Source organism: Nocardia sp. NBC_00511, assembly GCF_045161165.1.
Lineage (GTDB): Bacteria > Actinomycetota > Actinomycetes > Mycobacteriales > Mycobacteriaceae > Nocardia.
In genome coordinates, this window is record NZ_CP107849.1 from 8,637,944 (window position 1) to 8,658,982 (window position 21,039).

The 21,039-nt window shown below is 68.9% G+C and carries 24 protein-coding genes and 1 pseudogene; 13 read left to right on the forward strand and 12 right to left on the reverse strand.

What is annotated here, in order from left to right:
• Nucleotides 1-115: 115 nt before the first annotated feature.
• The gene (locus tag OG300_RS40005) at nt 116-538 is read left to right on the forward strand and encodes a holo-ACP synthase (RefSeq protein WP_405490302.1); all 423 of its coding nucleotides are present in this window, start codon (nt 116-118) and stop codon (nt 536-538) included.
• Nucleotides 539-559: 21 nt separating this feature from the next.
• Here the strand turns inward: OG300_RS40005 and OG300_RS40010 are convergent, their stop codons facing one another.
• Complete coding sequence (locus OG300_RS40010) at nt 560-1,204, reverse strand: TetR family transcriptional regulator (RefSeq protein ID WP_405498846.1); 645 nt, start codon at nt 1,202-1,204, stop codon at nt 560-562.
• A 311-nt stretch (nt 1,205-1,515) separates the two neighbouring features.
• On the opposite strand from OG300_RS40010, the gene OG300_RS40015 reads away from it, so the two are divergent.
• Nucleotides 1,516-2,802, forward strand: coding sequence for a hypothetical protein (locus tag OG300_RS40015; protein WP_405490304.1), 1,287 nt, complete (start codon nt 1,516-1,518; stop codon nt 2,800-2,802).
• 92 nt (nt 2,803-2,894) lie between these two features.
• Here OG300_RS40015 and bcp read toward each other — a convergent pair whose 3' ends face one another.
• Both bcp and OG300_RS40025 read right to left on the reverse strand, forming a co-directional pair.
• Entirely contained in the window at nt 2,895-3,368 is a 474-nt protein-coding gene (gene bcp, locus OG300_RS40020; protein ID WP_405490306.1) for a thioredoxin-dependent thiol peroxidase, read from the reverse strand.
• A gap of 38 nt (nt 3,369-3,406) precedes the next feature.
• Nucleotides 3,407-3,703 (reverse strand): hypothetical protein, encoded by a 297-nt coding sequence (locus tag OG300_RS40025; protein WP_405490308.1) that lies wholly within the window; start codon nt 3,701-3,703, stop codon nt 3,407-3,409.
• Nucleotides 3,704-4,004: 301 nt separating this feature from the next.
• Between OG300_RS40025 and OG300_RS40030 the strand changes: the two genes are divergently transcribed.
• On the forward strand, nt 4,005-4,229 hold the full coding sequence (locus tag OG300_RS40030) for a DUF3618 domain-containing protein (protein ID WP_405490310.1): 225 nt from the start codon (nt 4,005-4,007) through the stop codon (nt 4,227-4,229).
• A 96-nt stretch (nt 4,230-4,325) separates the two neighbouring features.
• On the opposite strand, the gene OG300_RS40035 is transcribed toward OG300_RS40030, so the two are convergent.
• Nucleotides 4,326-4,628 carry an excalibur calcium-binding domain-containing protein gene (locus tag OG300_RS40035; protein ID WP_405490312.1) on the reverse strand — a complete coding sequence of 101 codons (303 nt, stop codon included), beginning with the start codon at nt 4,626-4,628 and terminating at the stop codon, nt 4,326-4,328.
• A gap of 311 nt (nt 4,629-4,939) precedes the next feature.
• Between OG300_RS40035 and OG300_RS40040 the strand changes: the two genes are divergently transcribed.
• Nucleotides 4,940-5,407: a MarR family winged helix-turn-helix transcriptional regulator gene (locus tag OG300_RS40040; protein ID WP_405490314.1), complete on the forward strand. Its 468-nt coding sequence runs from the start codon at nt 4,940-4,942 to the stop codon at nt 5,405-5,407.
• Here OG300_RS40040 and OG300_RS40045 read toward each other — a convergent pair.
• Both OG300_RS40045 and OG300_RS40050 read right to left on the reverse strand, forming a co-directional pair.
• Entirely contained in the window at nt 5,404-6,459 is a 1,056-nt protein-coding gene (locus OG300_RS40045) for a crotonase/enoyl-CoA hydratase family protein (RefSeq protein ID WP_405490316.1), read from the reverse strand. The genes OG300_RS40040 and OG300_RS40045 overlap by 4 nt on opposite strands.
• Before the next feature lie 60 nt (nt 6,460-6,519).
• Nucleotides 6,520-6,834 (reverse strand): hypothetical protein, encoded by a 315-nt coding sequence (locus OG300_RS40050; protein WP_405490318.1) that lies wholly within the window; start codon nt 6,832-6,834, stop codon nt 6,520-6,522.
• 83 nt (nt 6,835-6,917) lie between these two features.
• On the opposite strand from OG300_RS40050, the gene OG300_RS40055 reads away from it, so the two are divergent.
• From OG300_RS40055 to OG300_RS40065, 3 genes are all read left to right on the forward strand, one after another.
• Nucleotides 6,918-7,307: a VOC family protein gene (locus OG300_RS40055; protein WP_405490320.1), complete on the forward strand. Its 390-nt coding sequence runs from the start codon at nt 6,918-6,920 to the stop codon at nt 7,305-7,307.
• Nucleotides 7,308-7,334: 27 nt separating this feature from the next.
• Nucleotides 7,335-8,192: a GNAT family N-acetyltransferase gene (locus tag OG300_RS40060; protein ID WP_405490322.1), complete on the forward strand. Its 858-nt coding sequence runs from the start codon at nt 7,335-7,337 to the stop codon at nt 8,190-8,192.
• 99 nt (nt 8,193-8,291) lie between these two features.
• The gene (locus OG300_RS40065) at nt 8,292-9,113 is read left to right on the forward strand and encodes an acyl-CoA thioesterase domain-containing protein (protein ID WP_405490324.1); all 822 of its coding nucleotides are present in this window, start codon (nt 8,292-8,294) and stop codon (nt 9,111-9,113) included.
• Here the strand turns inward: OG300_RS40065 and OG300_RS40070 are convergent.
• The gene (locus OG300_RS40070) at nt 9,110-11,932 is read right to left on the reverse strand and encodes an AAA family ATPase (protein ID WP_405490326.1); all 2,823 of its coding nucleotides are present in this window, start codon (nt 11,930-11,932) and stop codon (nt 9,110-9,112) included. The genes OG300_RS40065 and OG300_RS40070 overlap by 4 nt on opposite strands.
• Before the next feature lie 162 nt (nt 11,933-12,094).
• Here OG300_RS40070 and OG300_RS40075 point away from each other — a divergent pair, with 162 nt between their 5' ends.
• Nucleotides 12,095-13,186 carry a class I SAM-dependent methyltransferase gene (locus OG300_RS40075; RefSeq protein WP_405490328.1) on the forward strand — a complete coding sequence of 364 codons (1,092 nt, stop codon included), beginning with the start codon at nt 12,095-12,097 and terminating at the stop codon, nt 13,184-13,186.
• Nucleotides 13,183-15,324, forward strand: coding sequence for an alpha/beta fold hydrolase (locus tag OG300_RS40080; RefSeq protein WP_405490330.1), 2,142 nt, complete (start codon nt 13,183-13,185; stop codon nt 15,322-15,324). The genes OG300_RS40075 and OG300_RS40080 overlap by 4 nt, the downstream gene beginning before the upstream one ends.
• Nucleotides 15,325-15,371: 47 nt before the next feature.
• Here OG300_RS40080 and OG300_RS40085 read toward each other — a convergent pair whose 3' ends face one another.
• Together OG300_RS40085 and OG300_RS40090 are read right to left on the reverse strand one after the other, a co-directional pair.
• Nucleotides 15,372-15,623: a helix-turn-helix transcriptional regulator gene (locus tag OG300_RS40085; protein ID WP_405490332.1), complete on the reverse strand. Its 252-nt coding sequence runs from the start codon at nt 15,621-15,623 to the stop codon at nt 15,372-15,374.
• A gap of 35 nt (nt 15,624-15,658) precedes the next feature.
• Nucleotides 15,659-15,886 (reverse strand): annotated as a pseudogene (locus OG300_RS40090) (AraC family transcriptional regulator ligand-binding domain-containing protein); the annotation flags it as partial.
• A gap of 120 nt (nt 15,887-16,006) precedes the next feature.
• Here OG300_RS40090 and OG300_RS40095 point away from each other — a divergent pair.
• Nucleotides 16,007-16,825, forward strand: a complete 819-nt coding sequence (locus tag OG300_RS40095) for a hypothetical protein (protein ID WP_405490334.1) — start codon at nt 16,007-16,009, stop codon at nt 16,823-16,825.
• Here OG300_RS40095 and OG300_RS40100 read toward each other — a convergent pair.
• Entirely contained in the window at nt 16,803-17,693 is an 891-nt protein-coding gene (locus tag OG300_RS40100; protein WP_405490336.1) for a DUF5995 family protein, read from the reverse strand. The genes OG300_RS40095 and OG300_RS40100 overlap by 23 nt on opposite strands.
• Before the next feature lie 235 nt (nt 17,694-17,928).
• Here OG300_RS40100 and OG300_RS40105 point away from each other — a divergent pair, with 235 nt between their 5' ends.
• Nucleotides 17,929-18,072, forward strand: coding sequence for a hypothetical protein (locus OG300_RS40105; protein ID WP_405490338.1), 144 nt, complete (start codon nt 17,929-17,931; stop codon nt 18,070-18,072).
• A 7-nt stretch (nt 18,073-18,079) separates the two neighbouring features.
• Here OG300_RS40105 and OG300_RS40110 read toward each other — a convergent pair whose 3' ends face one another.
• Nucleotides 18,080-19,021, reverse strand: coding sequence for a diguanylate cyclase domain-containing protein (locus tag OG300_RS40110; protein WP_405490340.1), 942 nt, complete (start codon nt 19,019-19,021; stop codon nt 18,080-18,082).
• Nucleotides 19,018-19,827 (reverse strand): SAM-dependent methyltransferase, encoded by an 810-nt coding sequence (locus tag OG300_RS40115; protein WP_405490342.1) that lies wholly within the window; start codon nt 19,825-19,827, stop codon nt 19,018-19,020. The genes OG300_RS40110 and OG300_RS40115 overlap by 4 nt, the downstream gene beginning before the upstream one ends.
• A gap of 224 nt (nt 19,828-20,051) precedes the next feature.
• Here OG300_RS40115 and OG300_RS40120 point away from each other — a divergent pair, with 224 nt between their 5' ends.
• Nucleotides 20,052-20,285, forward strand: coding sequence for a hypothetical protein (locus OG300_RS40120; RefSeq protein ID WP_405490344.1), 234 nt, complete (start codon nt 20,052-20,054; stop codon nt 20,283-20,285).
• 131 nt (nt 20,286-20,416) lie between these two features.
• Entirely contained in the window at nt 20,417-21,022 is a 606-nt protein-coding gene (locus OG300_RS40125; protein ID WP_405498847.1) for an NUDIX hydrolase, read from the forward strand.
• Nucleotides 21,023-21,039: the final 17 nt, after the last annotated feature.

Below are 21,039 nucleotides of genomic sequence, written 5' to 3' on the forward strand. Positions count from 1 at the left end.
CCGGGGTGTGGGCCCGCCGTTTCCATGTGCGCGGGAGCCTACGGTGGCGTAGGTCCCGCTGGTATGTTGCAGCCAATTCGACTGCACCTCACGAGAAATCTAGGAGTCCCGCACTGTGACGATCCTGGGCATCGGCCTGGACTTGGTCACCATCTCCGAGTTCGCCGAACAACTGGAACGCACCGGAACCACCATGATCCGGGAGAGTTTCACCGCTGGAGAACGGCGCTATTGCCAAAGCAAGGGCACCGATCCGGCCCGCAGCTACGCCACCCGCTGGGCGGCGAAGGAAGCGGTCATCAAGGCGTGGGCGTCATCTCGTTTCGCGCGCAGTCCGCAGATCGGGGACAATCCGTATCCGCTCATCGAGGTCGTCAACGACGCCTGGGGACGGCCCAGCATCAAATTGCACGGCCTCGCAGCGGAATTCCTGCCCCGGGTGCGAGTTCACCTGTCGCTCACCCACGATGGCGATACGGCGGCCGCGATGGTGGTGCTGGAAGATCCGGGTGAGCTGGCGGACCTGATGCGCGAGTAGCGGTTTCGGGCGGGACCCGGCTCAGTTCGCGTCGGGTTCGAAGGGGGTGCGCTGGCCGCCGCTGCGCGACTCCTTCTCCGCGATCAGCAGATACGCGACCATGAGTCGCTTGAGCTCGGAGACGGCGTCCTCGTGACTGAGGCCGTCCTGCACCGAGAAGTTCAGCATCGAGTACACGACGTGCACCAGCACCTGGGCCATCATGGAGCGGCGGCCGCGGGGGGTGCGGGGCATGAGCGGGCGCAGCATCTGCGAAACCGCTTCCGCGAACTCCTTTTCGTGGATCGCCCCGGTCGCCCGCGTGGAGGGCGTGGACTGCATGGCCAGCCACACCTCGCGCCGCGACGGGTCGGTCATCCACAGATCCGCCAGGTGATCGACGAGCGCGGTCATGTGCCGCAGCCAGTCCATGGACGGGATCTCGCCGTGGAAGTCGGCCAGCTCCTGGGAAACCGCCACCAGGTCTTGGCGATTGAGCTCACAGACGATCACGTACTTGTTGGCGAAGAACTGGTAGAGGGTGCCGATCGGCACTTCCGCGCGGGCCGCGACCTCTTCACAGGTGAACGATTCGAAGCCGACCTCGACGAGCAGCACCCGCGAGGCCTGCAGCAGCGCGTCGAACTTGCGTTTGGACCGTTCCTGCGTCGGGCGGCGGCGGGGCATCAGTTCTTGGGGGTCGTCCTGCAGCTCCAACGCAGGGTCCGGTCGTCGAGTCGACCTGGCTCCCGTGCGCGCTTCCACACTGAACAGCCTACGGGTAGCGACACGCGCATGACACGCTGCGGTACTTCGTGTGTCACGCCATCTGACCCATCCAACTCCGCGTCCGGCACCGAACACCCATCGCAGCTGCCTCTCAGCTGCCTGTATCTATTCGCGAATCATCAAGTGTCGGCCGGGCGAGTTCCGGCCCTCCCGAGCGCGACGACGCTGGAAGGCTGATTGTGTCTGCTTCGACTGTTGTTCGTTCCGCGGTGACGATCGGCGTCGCCACCGAGCGTGGCACGGTACGCGCCGTCGCCCTCACCGACGACGGCGACAAATTGACCGATCGGGTGGTGCTCGAGCGCGCCGTCCCGATCGCCGGAGAAACCAAGGCGGACTTGGCCGCTGCGGTGGAGACCGCATTGGAAGACATCGCCGATCGGATCGGCGCGGATCGCGAGATCCTGGGTGCGGCCGTCGCCTACCGCGACGCCGCCGACCGCCGGGCCATCGTCACCAGGCTGGCGGCCGGGCCCTGGCACGACGCCTCCCTGGTGTCGGCGAAGACGGCCCACCTGGCCGTGGCGCGCGCCATGACCTGGGTGGACGAGTTCGAGGACCTGGCGGTCTGCGAGGTGGTGCCCGGTTTCCAGGCCTTCTCGCTGATCGATCCGGATCGCAGCCGGGTGCTGGCCGCGATCACGCTCAGCGGTGGCGCGGCCACCGAGGCGACCATGCGCGCGGCGGTCACCTCCGCCTGGGATCAGTTCGACGCCGCCGGTGTGAAGCCGGACGCCGTGGTCCTGATCGGTTCCGGCGCAGGCGAATCCGAGGTGGTGGCGGCGCTGGAGTCCGGCTTCGGCGCACCGGTCATCCCGTGCCGGATCGCGGCGGTCGCACCGGCCCTCGGCGCGGCGCTGTCGGCGCTGCCGGAGGCCGAGTTCGCCGGTGAGGCGGCCGAGCGGATCCGCCGGGCGCGCGGCACCGCGGCCCTGTTCGCCGCGGCCAGCGTGCTGGCGGGCGGTCTGGTGGCGGGCGGTGTGTACGCGGCGGGCAGCGACTCCAAGAAGGTGCCCGAGCCGATGCTCACCGACTCGCGGGTGCAGGCCGACTCGCGTCCCACCGCCGAGCATCCGGTCGGCGATCCCGGAGTTCCGAACACCGGCTCGACCGGCGGCACCGACCTGCTGCCGGCCGCGCCCGCCGACGCCGGGACACCGGCGGCCGACACCGCGGCACCCGCTCCGGAGGTGCAGCCCACCGATGTGGTGACCATCGATCCGGCCAGCCTGAACTGGGGTCCGGAGACCGGGCGCATGGGTTCGCGTTCGGCCAAGCCGCTGATCAAGGCCGAGGCGGAACCGGCGGCGGCGACCACGGGCCCGGAGTCGATCATTCCGGCTCCGACGCATCTGGTCGGCGCGCCCACCGACGGTGGCCTGTTCCCGGGTGAGCTCGCACCGCCCGCGCTGGGCACCACGGAGTTCGCGCAGTGGTGGGACAACCACTGGCACATGATGGTGCAGTGGGCGGCCGAGGCGCTGCCGAAGGTGTAACCGCGCTGCCGAAGGTGTAATCGCGGCGAAAATTGTTCCGCACGAACGAAGATCCCGGTCCGCTTGCGGGCCGGGATCTTTCGTCTATCCGCTCAGACCGACAGGTCGCGACGCAGTTTGGCGACGTGCCCGGTGGCCCGGACGTTGTACTGCGCCACTTCGACTTTGCCGTCCGCGTCCACCAGGAAGGTGGAGCGGATGACGCCGGTGACCGTCTTGCCGTACATCATCTTCTCGCCGAAGGCCCCGTATGCCTGCAGGACTTCCTTGTCGGGGTCCGACAGCAGCGGGAAGGTGAGCTTCTCGGCGTCGCGGAACTTGGCGAGTTTGGCGGGTTTGTCGGGGGAGATGCCGATGACCTCGATGCCCGCGCCTTCGAGTTCGGCGAGGCTGTCACGGAAGTCGCAGGCCTGCTTGGTACAGCCGGGCGTGCTGGCGGCGGGGTAGAAGTAGACGATCACCCTGCGCCCGCGATAGTCCGACAGCGAGACGTTCTTGCCGTCGGCGTCGGGCAGGGTGAAGGCGGGCGCGGTGTCGCCGGGACTGAGTCGGTGATTCTCGGTCATGCGGCCACGTTAGTCGACGGGCCGCGGTGACCGGTCGACTACCAGGCGCGGCAGCGGTCGTCGTGGTGTCCGTCGTGATCGTGTTCGTCCCAGTGCCAGTTGCCGTGCCGGTCGCAGTGCCAGTCGTTGCGCCACGGATCGTTGGGGTCCGCCCAGCCGGGACGGTTGAATCCGCCCCAGTCGCCGTCGCGATCGTGGTCGTGGTTGTCCCACCCGTGGTTCCAGTCCTGCTGGAGCGTCGGGACGGCGGCGGAGGCGGTGCCGATCATCGGCCCCGCGATCAGCGCGCCGCTGGCCGCCGCGACGAACAGCGTTCCGATTATTCTCGATTTCATCTGGGAGCCTTCCCTTTTGTGCACTTCCGCATGCGGAACTTGCAGGCTGATGCTAAGTCCGGGTGCGGGCGATACCGCAGGTTCACCGGCAACTCCCACCAATCGCTGAGCCTTCATTTGCGGATATCCCCGAGCCTGTGAAAGCGCTCGAGAATCATTGGTTTCCGGGTACCGGTCCGCGTGGTCGAGTTGGTGCGGCGGCACACCGGCGGCGGTCGCGAGACGCGGGTCGGGTGTGGCTTTGCCGATAGACTCCCCAGCAGTGCCGCGGAGAGCGCGGCTTCTCAGACAGGAGTGTGACGTGGCGAGAGATACCGAGGCGATCGAGCGTGAGATCGAGGCCGCACGCCACCGGCTCGCGAGCACCCTCGACGAACTGGCCGTCCGCGCGGATCCGCAGCGGCTGGCCGACAATGCCAAGCAGTCGCTGGTGGCCAAGGTGAACGAGCCCAAGATCAAGTACAGCCTGATCGGCGCGGGTGCGCTGGTCGCGACCCTGGTGCTGGTCAAGATCTTCCGCCGCTGAGCGGGTCGTCTTTGTCGTGAACGCCAGTGAGGCCCGGTCCCCAGGGACCGGGCCTCACTGCGTATTTGTCGGCGTTGGTCGCCGGCGGCGGTCGAATCAGACCGTCGGGCAAGCCATTCCGGTGCCGTCCGGGTCCAGGTGCGGGCTGTAGCCGGGCTCACCGCGGAACAGCGGGGCCTTGCCGGCCGCGCGGGCCTGGTCGCAGTTGTCGAAAGTGCCACCGGCGGAGCCGGTCTGGGTCAGTCCCGCCGATCCGGTGGCGGCGGAGCCGGTGTCGAGTGCGGAGGAGCCGGTGCCGGAGGATCCGGTGGGGACATCGGCGAAGGCAACGGCGGTCTGAGCGGAGATAGCCGTCAGTCCGGCGACGCTGGCGGTGACGAGTAGCCGGCGAACGTTCATGTATTCCTCAAATGTCGGCGCAATGGGGTTGGCAACGACCCGGTTCGGCGCGGATCGCCACCGCTGCCACGAAGGTGCGGCACAGTGACCGGTCCGGGTTCGGCGTCTACTGTTTCTGCGGAACGTTGCATTGTCAACCGTCTGGGCTATTCATCCAGGTAATTGCCAGCTCCGGCGATTCGCACGGTAAGTCGTTCTGGCGGAACGTGTCCCGTTCGTCCGATCCGTACTCTACGTGAGAGTGCCGGAATCGGGTTGGTACCGATCACGCATTGGTGTCCGTGTCAACCAAGGATGGGTAGGATAGTGGCATGACTCGCTGGCTATCGGACGAGGAACAAACAACCTGGCAGTCCTACATTCGTATGCGTCAGCGGCTGGACGCGGCCATCGCCGCCGGGCTCACCCGAGACGGCTTGTCGCCCTCCGACTACGAGGTCCTCGTCGCACTGTCCGCCGCGACCGGCGGACAGCTGCGCGCCAAGGAACTCGGCGCGGAGATCTGCTGGGACAAGAGCCGCCTGTCGAAACACCTGTCCCGGATGGCCGCGCGCGGACTGGTCGATCGCTGCCAGGCCGCCGAGGACGCCCGCGGCCGCGAGGTCCGGCTCACCGACGAGGGGCGGCGGGTATTGCGTGCCGCCGCACCCAATCACGTCGAGCTGGTGCGGCGACTGTTCATCGACGAGATGAACGAGACCGAGGCCGCGGCGCTGCGCTCGCTCGCCGGGAAGGTGGTCACCGAGGTCGAGCGCACCGACGTGGCCGGAATCGGTTAGTCCTCCGGCTGCTTCGGGGCCTCGAACTGCGCGCGCTTCCAATCGCCGAACGGCTCGTCGCGCTCGCGCACGGCCTCCCGGAATCCGGCGGTGGCCGAACGCAATTGGAAGGCGTACCCCTCGCGGGTGTGCCGGGAGATGCCGTCGAAGACGGTGCTGATCATGCCGGAGTTGGCCACGCCCTGGCTCAGCAGCGCGCTGTTGAGCGCCAGTTTGGCCATCACCAGCTGGTTGATCGGCACCCGCGAAATGCGTTGCAGCAGTTCCTCGGTGCGCGCGTCGAGTTCGTCGGCGGGCGGGGCCTCGATGGCCAGCCCCCATTCGGCGGCCTGCTTGCCGCTGAGGCTGTCGCCGGTGAACAGCAGTCGTTTGGCGCGCTGATCGCCGATGCGGTGCGCCCACATGCCCGCGGCGGGAATGCCCCAGGTACGGGTGGGCGGGTAGCCCAGGCGGGCGTCCTCGGCGCAGATGATCTGGTCGGCGTAGAGCGCGATGTCGGTGCCGCCCGCGATGGCGAACCCGTGCACCTTGGCCACCGTCGGCTTGTTGGCGTGCAGCAGGCTGGCGAAGCCACGGTTGAAGCGCGACATCATGGTGTAGTCGACCATAGGATCCCAAGTGCCCCAGGGATTGTGGTTGCGGGCCTGCACCACCGGGTCCAGCACGGTGCCCTCGGCGGGCTGCGCGCCCTCCGGCGGTTGCGCGGTGCTCGCCTCATGAGTGTTCTCGGCGAAGATCGACAGGTCGTAGCCGCCGCAGAAGCCCTTGCCGCGCCCGCTCACCACGATCACGTGCACCCGCGGATCGAGGTCGGCGCGCTCGACGGCGGCGGCCAACTCGACCGGGGTGTCGGAGGTGATGGCATTGCCGCGTTCGGGCCGGTTGAAGGTGATGCGCGCGATGCGCCCGGTCACCTCGTAGGTCAGCGTGCGGCCGGTGAAGTCGCCGGCGGGCTCGGGTCGATCGGTGAACAGCGACTCGTCGCCGCCGGTCAGGTCGTCGCGCCAGGCGGCCGGTCGGGTGCCGGAGTGGTTCTCGTAATCGGGTGACACCCAAGAAGTGAACCCTGGTTCATTTCTTGCTGTCAAGGGTGGGTCGACCGCGTGACGGCCCTACTCCCACGGTTTGACCGGAGGTTTCACCCACAGAATCTTCTCGTCGAGATGTTCGCGACGCGCCGCCTGATGTGCCGGATTGCGGGCCGCCCAGGCGTCCTTCTCGTCCAGCAGCGCGGCCACCGCCTGCCAGGTCTCGTCGGTGCTGGGCGGATTGGTGTCGGCGGCCCGGGCCAGCTTGCGGCGTTGCGCCAGGGGCAGATCCAGCAGTTCGGCCCCGCTGATGCCACGGGCCCACACGTATCCGGCCAGTCGCCGGGCCTTCTCTTCGCGACTGCGGCTGGCATGGTCGGAGTGTGCATAGTCGGCCATCTCCTGCCCGACCCTACCGGAGCACGGGGTTATGGTTTCCGCAGGAGATCGATGGCCGCCTCTCGACCGAAGGGACCCCGCCCGTGACCGCGCCGATCGCGCTGAGTTGCGTCACGATCGATTGCGCCGATCCGCAGCGCCTCGCCGAGTTCTACAGCGAGCTGCTGGATTGGCGGGTCATGCACCTCGAGGACGGCTACGCGTTGATCACGGACGGAAAGTCGGTGCTCTGCTTCGGTTTCGTCCCCGGCCACACCGCGGCCCCCTGGCCGGACGGCCCGGATCAGCCCAAGCGCGTGCACCTGGATCTGAACGTCGCCGACATCGACCACGCCACCGATCTCGCCGTGGCCCTGGGTGCGACCATCCCCGAGTTCCAGCCCGGCCTCAACCCGGACTGGGACAACCAGTTGCCCTGGGGCATCGTGCTGGACCCCGAGGGGCACCCCATCTGCCTCAATCTTCGTGAATAGCAGTGCAATTGCCGCTACCGTGGTCGCATGCCGGAGACCGTGCGCGTCGATGATCTGGTTTTCTCCCATGCGATGCCGTCGCAGTGGGCCACGGTGGTCGAGTGGGCCGCCGCCGAAGGCTGGAATCCGGGCATGCGGGATATCGGCGCCTTCTTCTCGCAGGATCCGGACGGGTTCCTACTCGGGCGGTTGAACGGCGAGTTCGTCTCCGCGGTGTCGGTGGTGAACTACGGGGCCGAATTCGCCTTCCTGGGTTTCTATCTCGTGCGTCCGGACCTGCGCGGACGCGGCTTCGGGTCGGCTACCTGGAAGGCCGGCATCGAGCACGCGGGGGACCGGGTGATCGGGCTGGACGGGGTGGTGGCGCAGGTCGAGAACTATCGGCGCAGCGGCTTCGAACTCGCTTACCGCAGTGCGCGATTCGTCGGCGTCCCGAAAATGCCGTTGCCGGACAACACCATTTCGGCGTTGTCTCCGGTGGACGCGTCGGCGCTGCTGCCCTATGACGGGCGCTGCCTTCCGGCGGATCGTCCGGCGTTCCTGACCACCTGGCTGAGCGAGCGCGGGCATCGGACCTTCGTGCGCATCGTCGACGGGGTGATCACGGGGTACGCGACGCTGCGCCCGGCGCGGGATTCGTTGCGCGTCGGTCCCTTCTTCGCCAACGGGCCCGCCGACGCCCGGCAGTTGCTGGCGGCGCTGGCCGCGCACACCGCCGGGATTCCGATCGCGATCGATGTGCCGATGGTCAACGGTCCGGCGGTGCGATTGATGGAGGAGGCCGGGATGATGCCGACCTTCGAGACGGTCCGCATGTACACCGGTCCGGTGCGGTCGCATCGATCCGAACGAATCTTCGGGGTCACCACGCTCGAACTGGGGTGAGCTTCGCGCTGGTCAGGTACCACTGAGCGGTGCCCGGACGGTTCCCTATTCTGAAACGTGTTCTAATTCTATTGATCGTTTCGGATGGCGGGAGGCCCTGTGGTTGCGTTTTTCACCGAGGACGGCGGGTCCTACCTGGCGACCGAGATGGCGGTCAGCGCCTGGTCGCCGAGCCAGCTGGCCGGTACCGCGGTGTGCGGACTGCTGGCGCGGGAGCTCGAAACCCACAGCCCCGGAGCCGGATTCGTGCCCGCACGGTTCTCCGCCGACCTGTTCCGGCCGGTGCTGAACGAGCCGATCCGCCTGCACAGTCAGGTGGTGCGCGCCGGTCTCCGGGTGCGAGTGGTGGACGCGTCGATCGTGCAGCGCGACGAGGTCCGGGTACGCGCCAGCGTCATGTACCTGGCCGCCTCCCAGCAGCCGCCGGGCCAGGTGTGGCAGTCCGATCGAGAACTGCCGGTGCCATCGGAGCGGCTCGGCCCCGAGGGCGCGCCGCCGCTGTTCAAATCCGGAAACTTCGACTGGACACACGATTTCGCCTCCGGCGTGAACTCGGAACGCAAATGCGCCTGGCACAGCGTCCCGGCCCTGGTCGAGGGCTACGAGCCGACCCCGTTCGAGCGGGTGGCCTTCGTCAGCGACTCCACCAACCTGGTCTGCCACTGGGGCACCGCGGGCGTCGGCTTCATCAACAGTGACGTCAGCTTCACCCTCTCGCGGCTGCCCGACGGGCACGAGGTCGGTGTGCAAGCCCTCGACCAGGTCTCCTCGGCGGGCGTGGCCGTCGCCTCCACTACCCTCTACGACCGCAGCGGCCCGCTGGGCACCTGCACCATCACCGCCCTGTCGAACGCCGAACGCCAGGTGGACATGGCCGCCTTCGCCGCCTCGCGCTCGTTCCCGCAGGCGACCGCCCGCTAACCCAGCAGCGTGGCCAGCTCCGCGCGGCTGCCGATGCCGAGCTCGATGTAGACGTGCCGCAGATGGTATTCCACCGTTTTGGGGCTCAGGAACAGGGCGGCGGCGGTCTCGCGGGTGGTGCGACCGGCCGCCAGCGACAACGCCACCTGCAACTGCTGCGGGGTGAGGCGATCGGCGGGGCGGGTGGCGTGCGGGCGGACGGTGGTGCCGGTGGCTCGCAGTTCCGCGGCGCAGCGGCTCGACCACGGTTGTGCGCCCAGATGGTCGAAAATCGAGAGGGCGCGCTGCAATTGGATGCGGGCGGCCCGTCGGCGGCGGACCCGGCGCAGTCGCGCGCCGTAGGCGAGGCGAGTTCTGGCCTCCTCGAACAGGTCCGGGGTGCGGGCGTGCTCGTCGAGGGCGGCCTCGAAGTGTTCGGCCATGGCGGCGGGCGCGGCCAGCAACGCCCGGCAGCGGTGGGCGCGCGCCAGGGCCCACGGCTGGCCCTTGGCCTGCGCGGCCGCCCAGTACGCCTCGGCGATCGGGACCGCGGCGGCCGAATCACCCTGCCGCAGATACACTTCGACGAGTTCCGGCGCGGGATCCAGGTCGGGATCGCGAACCCGCAACGTGCGCAGCAACTCCGCGAGTTCCGCCCAGCAGGCGCGGGCGGCGTCCATATCGTCGACGGCCATCGCCGCGTCACCGCGCGCCTGCGTGGCCCACACCCGGAACAGGTGGATGCGGTGCGGTCCGCTGATCCGCAACGCCTCCTCGGCGTGTGCGCGGGATTGCTCGAAGTGGCCCTGCCGGGCCTGCACCGCCGCCAATCCCGCGAGATTCCCGGCCAATTCGAGTGGCCGCCCGGTCTCGCGGGCCAGTCGCGCGCCCTCGGTGTAGGTGGCGACGGCGTCGGCCCACCGATCCGTGGTCGATTCGTCGCGGCCCAGCAGGAACAGCAGGAACGGCAGCATCCCGACCGCCGAGCGCTCCCGGACCCGCTCGGCCACCTGGCGCAGCACCTGGCGGCCCTGCTCGGATTCGCGCAGGAACAGCGGGCCCAGGGTGAGCCAGCCCCAGCGGGCCGGGTCGTCGCCCGCCTCGGTCCAGCGTTCGGGGGTGAGCATCGACAGGGCCGTGCGGATCTGGGTGGGACCGCCTCTGCCGGAAAGGATTCGGGCCATGCCCGCCGCGATCCGCCCGGTCTCGCGGGCGCGGGGGGAGGCCGCGGGCAGCAGCGCCTCCAGTTGTGCTGCGGTCCAGCGCTGAATGGTGGCGTCGAGGAGGTAGAAACCGGCCAGCATCGCCGAACTCAGCAGCGCGATGGCGCTGTCGATTTCGCCGTCCACTTCGAGCGCCGGATCCAGGGCGGTCGTCTGCTCGGGTTCGCAGGTCGCGACCGCGGTGGTCATGGCGGGGATGCGGGCCGGGCCGGAGAGCAGCGGCTGGGATCGGTTGTACGCCTCGACCACGATGTCGCGGGCCAGCGCCGGGCGGCCCTCGTCGAGCGCGATGCCCGCGGCCAGGATGGGGACCGCGAACCGCCGCGGCGCGGGCATTTCCGCCAGCGTGACCGCTTCCAGCAGCGTCTGGGCCCTGGTGAGATATCCTGCCCGCCAGGCGGATTCGGCAGCAATGAGCATCCGCTGGGTGCGCGTGGCGGCATCGACGGTCAGCTGGGCGGAGCGTTCGAAGGCGGCCGCCGCCACCAGATCCGCGCCCCGGTGCGTCGCGCGCTCGCCCGCCGCCGCCACCAGGTCGGCGACCTCGGGGTCCGGGCCGATGGCGGCCTCGGCCAGATGCCAGGCCCGCCGATCCGGATGCCCGCAGGTGGCGGCCAGGGCGCGATGGGTGGCCCGCAGTTGCGCGGCATCGGCGTCGGCGCGCACCGCTGCCCGGATCAGTGGATGCCGGAATTCGATGCGGCCCGGTGAAAGTCGCAGCAGCCCGGCCGATTCCGCCTCCTCCAGCCAGCCGATCTCGGTGTCCAGCGCCGTGCAGGCGGCGGCCACCGGCAGCGGATCCGCGCTGCCGAGCGCGGCCACCCGCAGCGCGATCCGGGCCTGCGGTGACAGCTTCGCGAAGTCGCGGGTGAACCCGTGCAGCAGTGCGTCCGGGACCGGGATCTCGGTGACCGGAGAGAGACGCTCGAGGGCTTCGGGATCGCGGGTGAGTTCGACGACGGCCAGCGGATTGCCGCCGGTGAGGCGGTGCACGGTGGCGGCCAGTTCGGAAGGAATCGGGCGACCCCATCGGGTGGCGGCCAGCGCCGAGGTGTCGTCCTCGGTCAGCGGGGGCAGTTCCAGCGCTGGGAGATCGAGTGCCGCCGTGTGGAATTCGGTGTCGCTACGGCAGGCGATGAGCATGGCGACGGTGTCGGCGTAGAGGCGGCGGGCCGCGAAGGTGATCGCCTCCGCGGACGGTCGATCCAGCCAGTGTGCGTCGTCGACGAGCACCAGGACCGGTCGCTCCTCGGCGGCGCAGCACAGCAGTTCCAGAGTGGCCGCGCCCACCGCGAAGCGCCCGGCCGCCTCCGGATGATCACGCAGTCCGAGCGCGGACTCCAGTGCGCGGGATTGCGCCGCGGGCAGCCGGTCGCGCAGGCCGAGGACCGGACGCAGCAGGGTGAGCAGCGCGGCGAACGGGACGTCCTGCTCGGGCGGGGTCCCGCAGGCGCGCAGGATCAATGCCGAATCCGACTGCGCGGCAGCCTGTTCGAGCAGCAGGGTCTTGCCGGTGCCCGCCTCACCGGTCAGCACCAGTACCCCGGCGGCGCCCACCCGTGCTCCGGCGAGCATGCGTCGCAGGGCCGCGAGTTCACGATCACGACCCACCAGCATGGACCGAGCATAGGAAGCATTCGGCGCGTTGTCGGGACACCCTTGGGGTGTGAATCACCCACCCTCGCCCGGCCACGGACCAGGGGGGTGCCCTGATGCGGCAGGGGTGCGCCGCGCCGCATGGTGGGTGACATCTCGTTCACCGCAACCGAAGGATCCATCATGACCAGCACCGTCGACTCCACCCCCGCGGATCCGCAATTGGATCCCGACAAGCTGATGGCGTTCGTCTTCACCGCGGTCGGTGAGGTCGGCGCGACGCTCAACACGGCCCTCGCCGTGCTCGGTGACAAACTCGGCTACTACCGGGCGCTGGCCGAGCGGCCCGGACTGACGCCGACCGCGCTGGCCGAGGCCACCGGCACCGATGCCCGCTACGCCCGCGAATGGCTGGGCGCGCAGGCCGCGGGTGGCTGGGTCGACCACGACCCGGAGACCGGCGGCTACACGCTGCCGCTGGAACACGCTGTGGCACTGACTGATCCGTCCAGTCCCGCGTATCTGCCGGGTCTGTTCCAGCTCGCGGTCGGCACCGTGGCCGGTTCGCAGCGGGTGCTGGAGGCGGCTCGCAACGGCAGCGGAGTCGGCTGGCATGAGCACACCGACGACGTGCACACCGGCTGCGAGCGGTTCTTCCAGCCCAGCTATCAGGCCTACCTCGTCGCCGAATGGCTGCCCGCGCTGGACGGGGTGCTCGCCAAACTCGAGCGGGGCGCGACGGTCGCCGATATCGGTTGCGGGCACGGGGCTTCCACCATCCTGATGGCGCGCGCCTTCCCGGCATCGCGATTCTTCGGCTCGGATCTGCACGCCGAATCGGTGCGCACGGCGGGCCGCCGGGCCGCCGAGGCCGGGGTGGGGGATCGCGCGGAGTTCGAGGTGGCGTCCGCACAGGGCTTCAACGGGCACCGTTTCGACCTGGTGACCACCTTCGACGCACTGCACGACATGGGCGATCCGGTCGGCGCGGCGCGGCGGGTGCGCGAGCAGCTGGCCGCCGACGGCACCTGGATGATCGTGGAGCCGATCGCCGGAGATCAGGTGCAGGACAACCTGAATCCGGTCGGTCGCACCTACTACGGGTTCTCCACCCTGCTGTGCACCCCCGGATCGCTGTCGCAGCCGGTCGGGGCCGCGCTGGGCACCCAGGCGGGACCGGCGCGGCTGCGCGACGTCACCACCGCCGCCGGATTCACCCGCTTCCGGGTGGCGGCCACGACCCCGTTCCACATGGTGCTCGAGGTGCGTCCGTGACCGCGGAGACCAGGCCCGCGATCGCGGCGGTCGCCACCGGTGTCGTCGACCGGGCGGGCGTGGGCATCGCCTGGTCGGAGTACGGGGCCGGACCGGTGACGATCCTGCTCATGCCGACCTGGTCGATCGTGCACTCGCGCTGCTGGAAGGCGCAGATCGGCTATCTGGCACGGCATTTCCGGGTCGTCGCGTTCGACGCGCGCGGCAACGGCGAGTCGGGGCGTCCGGTCGGCGCGGCCGCCTACACCTCCGAGCAGCTGTCCGCCGACGCCGTCGCGGTGCTCGATGCCACCGGCACCGAAACCGCTGTGCTGGTGGGATTCTCGGCCGGGGCCACCTGGTCGGTGCGGGTGGCGGCCGAGCATCCGGATCGGGTCGGCGGTCTGATCGCCATCGGGCCGTCGCTGGATTTCACGGTGATCCCGCGCGCACAGCTGTGGGAATCGGAGACTGAGGGCGAACCGGACGGGTGGGGGAAGTTCAATCGAAGCCACTGGGAGAACGGAGGATTCGAGGCCTTCACCGACTTCTTCTTCCGGCAGGTCTTCACCGAGGAGCACTCCACCAAGCAGATCGAGGACTGCGTGACCTGGGCGCGCGACAGCACGCCCGCCACGGTCGCCGATGCCACCGAAGGCCGGTTCGGGACTCTCGCCGATGCGGGTGAGGTCGGGATCATCGCGCGCGAGGAGGTCGAAAACCATTGCCGCGCAGTGCGATGCCCGGTGCTGGTGATCTCCGGCAGTGCGGACGCCGTGGTCCCACCCGGTGTCGCGACCAAACTGGCCGAGCTCACCGGTGCGGACCTGGTCACCGTGGCGGGCGGCGGACACGCGCCCGCCATGCGGGATCCGGTGCTGGTCAACGGTTTGATCAAGGATTTCGCCGACCGCCTGTATCCGCGCCCGCGCCACCGCACCTGGACGCGGGCCGAGCGCCGCCCGCGCCGCGCCCTCTACCTGTCCTCACCGATCGGGCTCGGGCACGCCCAGCGCGACGTGTCCATCGCCGCGGCCCTGCGCTCGGAGCGTCCCGATCTCGAAATCGATTGGCTGGCACAGCATCCGGTCACCTCGGTGCTGGCCCGTCACGGCGAGCGCGTCCACCCCGCCTCGGCGCATCTGGTCAACGAGTCCGCGCACATCGAATACGAGTCCGCCGAACACGACCTGCACGCCTTCGCCGCCATCCGGCGCATGGACGAAACCCTGATCACGAATTTCATGGTCTTCGCCGACCTGGTCGCCGAGCAACACTACGACCTCGTCATCGCCGACGAGGCCTGGGACGTCGACTATTTCCTGCACGAGAACCCCGAGCTCAAACGCTTCGCCTACGCCTGGCTCACCGACTTCGTCGGCTGGCTCCCGATGCCCGAGGGCGGCCCCGCCGAGGCCGCCCTCACCGCCGACCACAATGCCGAGATGCTCACCCAGCGCGCCCGCTACCGCCGCCTGCGCGACCGCTCCCTGTTCGTCGGCGAACCCGAGGACATCGTCCCCGACACCTTCGGCCCCGGCCTCCCCGAAATCCGCGCCTGGACCGAAGCCAACTTCGAATTCCCCGGCTACATCACAGGATTCGACTCATCCATCGACCGCGAGGCCGTCCGCGCCGAACTCGGCTACACCCCCGACGAACGCATCTGCGTCGTCACCGTCGGCGGTTCCGGCGTCGGCGAGCACCTGTTGCGCCGAGTCCTGGACGCAGCCCCCCTGATCCGCCTGACCGAACCCGACCTACGCTTCGTCGTGGTCGCCGGCCCCCGGATAGACGCCACCACCCTCCCACGTCTCGACGGCATCGAGATCCACGGCTTCGTCCCCGACCTCTACCGCCACCTCTCCGTCTGCGACATCGCAATAGTCCAAGGCGGTTTGACCACCTGCATGGAACTGACGGCCCACCGCATCCCGTTCCTCTACGTCCCCCTACGCCGCCATTTCGAGCAGCAACGGCATGTCCGGCACCGTCTCGACCGTCACGGTGCCGGACGCTGCCTCACCTACTCCGAGGCCGCCGACCCGCTCGTGCTGGCCGAGGCGCTGCGCAAGGAGCTCGCCCAGCGGCCTGCCTACGCCCCGGTCCCCAGCGACGGCGCGACCAAGGCCGCAGCCATGCTCGCCGAACTGCTGTGAACCCGAATTACGCATGGAGACTTAGAGATACCCGCCACCACCGCGGCTCAGCGGAAGGAGCCCGGGGGTGCGTTGTGCCAGCGGGTGAAGGCGTGGTGGAAGGCGGAAGTCTCGGAGTAGCCGAGTCGGTGGGCTATCTGCTCGATCGAGAGTTGGGTGGTGGCGAGGAGTTCCATCGCGAGGGTGTCGCGGACCTCGTCGACCAGGGCGCGGTAGGAGGTCTGTTCGTCGAGCAGGCGGCGGCGCAGGGTGCGCTGTGAGAGTCCGAGCTCGCGCGCCAGCGTGGCGAACTGGGGCATTCCGCGGTGAGGTTTTCGGTCGGCAGCAGGGTGCTGAAGGACGCGAAGGTCACCTGGAGGGTCGAGCCGAGGTCGCGTTCCAGCAGGAACGGCCGGACGTCGTCGGGGATCTCGGTGTCGTCGATGGTGAGGACGGCTTCATCGCCGCGCTCCTCGAGGCCGAAGCGCACGAACGCGGAAGTCAGTGTCAGATAGTCGATTCCGACGGTGATGGCCTCGCGGACCGTGCGGTTGGAGAGCATGGCGTAGCCCAGCAGACCCATGCTGGTGAGGTTCCTGCTCCGCACCGATCAGGCGGTCGGAATCGAGCACCGTGAGGTCGAGTCCGGTGCCGCGCAGGCAGTCGGCGGCGGAGATCCACGCCTATTTCGAGCGGGTCGCGCGTGACCACGGGCTCCTCGCGCGCACTCGCTATCACCGGCCGGCTCCATCACCCGCGCCTCCCGCGCATCGCGGGCATGGAGACCTTCGGCGGTGCGAGCTTTCGTGTGCAGATCGTCAGCGCGCTGGCCGGAAACACGCGGCGAGTGGATATGTTCCAGCGCACTCCGCAGTGGGTGCTGCCCATCCCCAACTTCCGATACTCCCGGCTGAGCACCGCTCTGTATCGCGGCATCCCCGTGCTCAACACGCAGTCGTATCGCGCGGTGCGCGGGGTGTTCGAATGGTTCGCGATCGCGCTGATCGAGCCGGGCGCGCGCCGGGAATTCATCGAAACCCTGTGCCGCACCAGCCTGTTGCGCCTCCGCGACAGCGCCTGGTCCGACACCCCGAAGGGCTTCCAAACAGTCGCGATCCCCGGCTTCCCGAACCTGTTCACCCTCATCGGCCCCCACAGCCCGGTGGGCAACTACGCCCTCACCGCCATCGCCGAAACCCAGTCCAACCACATCCTGCATTGGATCCGTGCCTGGAGCGCAGCCGAATTCGACACCATCGAGCCGAAACCCGAAGCCACGGAACGCTTCAACGCCGCCGTCCACGCCGCCCTCCCCGGCACGGTCTGGGCATCCGGCTGTGACAGCTGGTATCTGGCCCCCGACGGCACCCCCGAACTGTGGCCCTGGACCCCGGCCCGCCACCGCCACATGCTGCGCACCCCGAACCGCTCCGACTACATCCTGCGCTCCACGGTCGGCGCGATCACCGGACCAGACCGACCAGAGGAGGGCGGAGTAGCTAGAGGGCGTGGAGTCGGGTGAGGATGTCGAAGGCGGTGTCGGCGGTGCCGTAGAGGGCGGAGATTTCGGTGGTGGTGGCGTCGTGGAGGGTCGGATCCTGTAGGGCCAGGCCGTTTCCGAAGATGACGACGTTGGCGCTGAGGTCGGCGAAGACCAGCAGGGGGCGGGTTGCCATGCCTTTACCGGCCAGCAGGTCCAGTCCTTCGCCGAAGAAGTAGAAGCGCCACAGGGGGCCGAGGTCGGCGTTGTAAACGGTCTCGGTGCGGTCGATGATCTCGTCACCGGCGGCCGCGATGGTGGCGACGATTTTGAAGTAGTCGGCGGCGTTGCCGGTCTGGGAACCGACGGCGGCTACGGAGTTCGCCAGGTCGACCACCAGGTGGGCGTTGTATCCGGCCATCGCCGCGCGTGCGCCGGAGATATCGCATTGCGCCGCCAGGTCGAAATAGCGCGCCCACTGCGGATCCACTGCGCCGCCGGTGAATTCGGCATGCAGATTGCGCAGGTACCGGCCCAGCAATTCGAGGCTGATCCGGTGTGCGTACTCCGGATCCTGGAACGCGCCGGGATCCTCCTGCAACGGCATCACCGCGCTCTGCTCGACCGCGTCCAACCCGATTCCGAACAGCCCCCGGCGATCCCGGTGCTCGACCAGAATTCCGGTGATGGTGTGCAACCGCGCGACCGCGGTCTCCAATCGCGTCAGCGTATCGCCGCTCACCTCGGAAATATCCGAGAGCCGCGCGATATCGCCGAGCTCGGCATCGGACAGGGGAGTCCCGCACACCGCCTCCGGCGCGCTGGACTGCGCGGACGCTACGGTCGGAACGGTGAGGGCGACGACCGCGCCCACGGTGAGAAGCAACCCAGCCCGGGCACGGATCCGCATGCGTCGAATCCTAAAGGCTCCGAACCGGAGATATTCGACAGGCAATGGCATGTTCACTCATCGGGAGCTTCCCCCCTATCGCCGATTCGGTTGTAGCCTGACCCGCAGTGCCCTCGCCGGACCCGAGAGGAGTTCGCTTCCGCGTGCAACGCGACTCGCAGTCGGCCTGGTACTCAACAACTTTGAAAGGACCGAATTGACTCGCAACCAAGCGGCTGTCATCCAATCACTGGTAGTGATCGGAATAATGCTGCTGATCCTGGCCGCCGCCACCTTCTCCCTCTCCTATCACGCCACCGCGACCGCATTCGCCGGAACCGGCGTGGTCGCGATGATCGGAGCCCTGATCGCCCGCTCGACGATCAAACCCCCGAAATAGCCGCCGGTCAGTCCTGGACCCGGTAGCTTTGCCCGCCACCGGATTTGGCGACGTACATGGCGCGGTCGGCGGCGTGGATCAGCGCCGGAGCGTCGTGGTTGCCGGGCGCGGCGGTGGCGATGCCGATGCTGGCTCGAATATGGACATCGCCGGTGGAGAGCGCGAACGGGCGGGCGATATCGCACAGGATGCGGTCGGCGTCGGCCTGCGCGGTGGTGTTCCCGGCGATGGTGGCGATGACGAATTCGTCTCCGCCGTAACGGCATACGCAGTCGTCGGCCTGCGCGACCGCACGCAGCCGGTCGGCGACCGCCACGAGCAGTTCGTCGCCGACATGGTGACCGTGCGTGTCGTTGACCTGTTTGAACCCGTCCAGATCCACGAGCAGGATCGACACCGTCTCCGCCGTGGCGCGCGGCGCGCCGATCCACTCCTCGAGCACGGCCCGGTTGGCCAGCCCGGTGAGCCGATCGTGGGTCGCCGCGTAGTGCAGCCGATCCTGCAGTTCGCTGATCCGATGTTCGCGCGCGGCGACGGCAGCCCGCAGTATCGCTTCGTGCTGTCCGAGCGCCTGTTCGGTGAGCACCTCGGCGTAGGCAGCCGCGGCCTGCCCGGCGTGCTGCGCCCAGGCCGCCGCGTCGGCGGGGGACTGCGGGGCGGCCAGCAGCAGCGCGGTGGTGAGCGGGCCGACGAAGCGCGAGCTGGCGGCCGGCCTCGGCAGTCGCGCGGCGAAATCCGCGCCCAGTACGCGGGCGGTGCCGGTGTCCTCGGCGGGGAGTTGATCCAGGCCGCGCAGGAACTCGGTGGCGGCCTCGATCATCGCGCTGTCGTCGGTGGCGATGTACCCGGCCTCGGCGAGCAGGCGCAGATACTCCGAGGCGGCCCGGCACAGCGTGTATTCACGGTCACGTGGATCCGATCGCATGGTGTGCGCCTGCCGGGTGGTCATGGCAGGCGACCCACACCGGCGTACCCGGGCGTGCGCAGCGCGGGCACGGTGCCGGCCGGCTGATCCGACTGCCACCGGCTCGGTGCGACGAGTCCCGGTGCGACCAGCTCGAATCCGTCGAAGAACGTCAGGATCTCGGCGCGATCGCGCAGATGGAACGGGTTGGCGGCCTTGTTGTACAGCTCCGCGGCGGCATGGTGGGCGTCGGTGTCGGCGCTGCCGTGCACGATGACCAGGTGGCTGCCGGGAGCCAGCCGCGCGGCGATCCGCGCGACGATTCCGGCGGGATCATCGGCATCCGGCAGGAAGTGCAGCACCGCGATCAACAACACCGCGACCGGCCGCGAGAAATCGATCAGCTCCGCGGCGTCGTCGATGACCTGTTCGGGATCACGCAGATCGGCTTCCAGCACCAGCGTGCGGCTGTCGTGCTGCAGCAGCGCCCGGCTGTGCGTGACCGCGACCGGATCGCTGTCCACATAGACCACGCGCGCGTCGGGCCGGGTCGCCCGCGCCACCTCGTGCACATTGCCGACGGTCGGAATCCCGGACCCGATGTCCAGGAACTGGTCGATCCCGCGCTCGGCGAGATAGCGCACCGCCCGCCGCAGGAACGCCCGGCTCTCGCGCACGATCACCAGCGCGTCCGGCACCTGCGCGATCGTCTGCCGCGCGAGCTCACGATCGACCTGGAAGTTGTGCGAACCACCCAGATAGAAATCCCACACCCTGGCGACGCTCGGACGGTCGAGATCAACCGTCAGCGGCGCCCACTCCGGGCGCACATCAGCCTTCTCGGGCTCCATCAACACACATCCCGCCCTCCACTGATCGTCGCGCACTACGAGCACTACAAGATCGGACCGAGCCCCCAGTCCGAAGATCAGCCTACCGAAAGGCGGCGACTCGCACAGTTCCACGATCCGGGGCTCCGCCGAATCCGTCTCGGATCCTCACCGCGCGCCCGAAATGACGGTTATCGTCGAGTTATCAGTGCCCGATCGGGTCCATCCGATGTGAGGAGGCATACATGCGAAGCAAGTGCATCGCCGCACTCGTGGCAGCAACATATATTTTCGGAGCCGCGCACCTGGCAGCTGTGGCCAGCGCCGACCCGGACGATCCCAGCCCCGACCCCGGAACGTCCGAACTGTGCCCCTACCCCGACGTCAACAACCCGAATTGCACCCAGTTCCCCGACGACCACAGCAACGAGGGTGACATGAACAACCACCACGACGGCGGAGACCACGGCCACCGCTGAATCATCCATGGCGGCAATCGGATAGCCGCTGTCGAGCGCCTGCCCGCATCGCGTTGACGTCGGGCAGTGCCGCGAATTACGTTCGAATGATGCAGGTCGACGAGGACAGCAGCGGATACCGCTGGAACGCGATGCCCGCCGGCCAGTTGCACCGCCGGATATCCGAGGCCCTGGCGTCGTTCCCCCGCCGAGCCGCAGACCCCGACGGTCGCAAGCCCGCCGCGGTGCTGATCGCCATCGCGGAATCCGCTGGCGAACACGGCATCTGGCTGACCGAACGAGCACCGAGCCTGCGCGCCCACGCCGGACAGCTGGCCCTGCCCGGCGGCAAACTCGACCCCGGCGAGGACCCGCAAACCGCCGCCCTCCGCGAACTGCACGAAGAACTGGGAATCCTGCTCCCGCACTCCGCGATTCTGGGCCTGCTCGACGACTACCCCACCCGCTCCGGCTACGTCATGACCCCCGTGGTCGCCTGGGTCGGCGAGACCCCACCCCTCAGCCCCAACCCCGCCGAAGTAGCCGAAGTCCACTGGATCCCCCTCACCGACCTGGACGTAGACCCCCAATTCGTCCCGGTTCCCGGCTCCGACCGCCCCGCCATCCAACTCCCCCTACTCGGCGGCCACCTCCACGCCCCCACCGCCGCCATCCTCCATCAATTCCGTGAGGTGGCCCTCCGCCACCGCCCCACCCGCGTAGCTCATATGGAACAACCCCGCTTCGCCTGGGAGTGACCGAATAGTCGCGAATT

Bases quoted from the DNA above. Each gene is read 5' to 3' on its own strand.
- OG300_RS40010 (WP_405498846.1), bottom strand. From the start codon at position 1,204: ATGCCCCGCCGCCGCCCGACGCAGGAACGGTCCAAACGCAAGTTCGAC.
- bcp (WP_405490306.1), bottom strand. From the start codon at position 3,368: ATGACCGAGAATCACCGACTCAGTCCCGGCGACACCGCGCCCGCCTTC.
- OG300_RS40025 (WP_405490308.1), bottom strand. From the start codon at position 3,703: ATGAAATCGAGAATAATCGGAACGCTGTTCGTCGCGGCGGCCAGCGGC.
- OG300_RS40035 (WP_405490312.1), bottom strand. From the start codon at position 4,628: ATGAACGTTCGCCGGCTACTCGTCACCGCCAGCGTCGCCGGACTGACG.
- OG300_RS40040 (WP_405490314.1), top strand. From the start codon at position 4,940: ATGACTCGCTGGCTATCGGACGAGGAACAAACAACCTGGCAGTCCTAC.
- OG300_RS40050 (WP_405490318.1), bottom strand. From the start codon at position 6,834: ATGGCCGACTATGCACACTCCGACCATGCCAGCCGCAGTCGCGAAGAG.
- OG300_RS40060 (WP_405490322.1), top strand. From the start codon at position 7,335: ATGCCGGAGACCGTGCGCGTCGATGATCTGGTTTTCTCCCATGCGATG.
- OG300_RS40070 (WP_405490326.1), bottom strand. From the start codon at position 11,932: ATGCTGGTGGGTCGTGATCGTGAACTCGCGGCCCTGCGACGCATGCTC.
- OG300_RS40075 (WP_405490328.1), top strand. From the start codon at position 12,095: ATGACCAGCACCGTCGACTCCACCCCCGCGGATCCGCAATTGGATCCC.
- OG300_RS40085 (WP_405490332.1), bottom strand. From the start codon at position 15,623: ATGCCCCAGTTCGCCACGCTGGCGCGCGAGCTCGGACTCTCACAGCGC.
- OG300_RS40100 (WP_405490336.1), bottom strand. From the start codon at position 17,693: ATGCGGATCCGTGCCCGGGCTGGGTTGCTTCTCACCGTGGGCGCGGTC.
- OG300_RS40110 (WP_405490340.1), bottom strand. From the start codon at position 19,021: ATGACCACCCGGCAGGCGCACACCATGCGATCGGATCCACGTGACCGT.
- OG300_RS40115 (WP_405490342.1), bottom strand. From the start codon at position 19,827: ATGGAGCCCGAGAAGGCTGATGTGCGCCCGGAGTGGGCGCCGCTGACG.
- OG300_RS40120 (WP_405490344.1), top strand. From the start codon at position 20,052: ATGCGAAGCAAGTGCATCGCCGCACTCGTGGCAGCAACATATATTTTC.
- OG300_RS40125 (WP_405498847.1), top strand. From the start codon at position 20,417: ATGCCCGCCGGCCAGTTGCACCGCCGGATATCCGAGGCCCTGGCGTCG.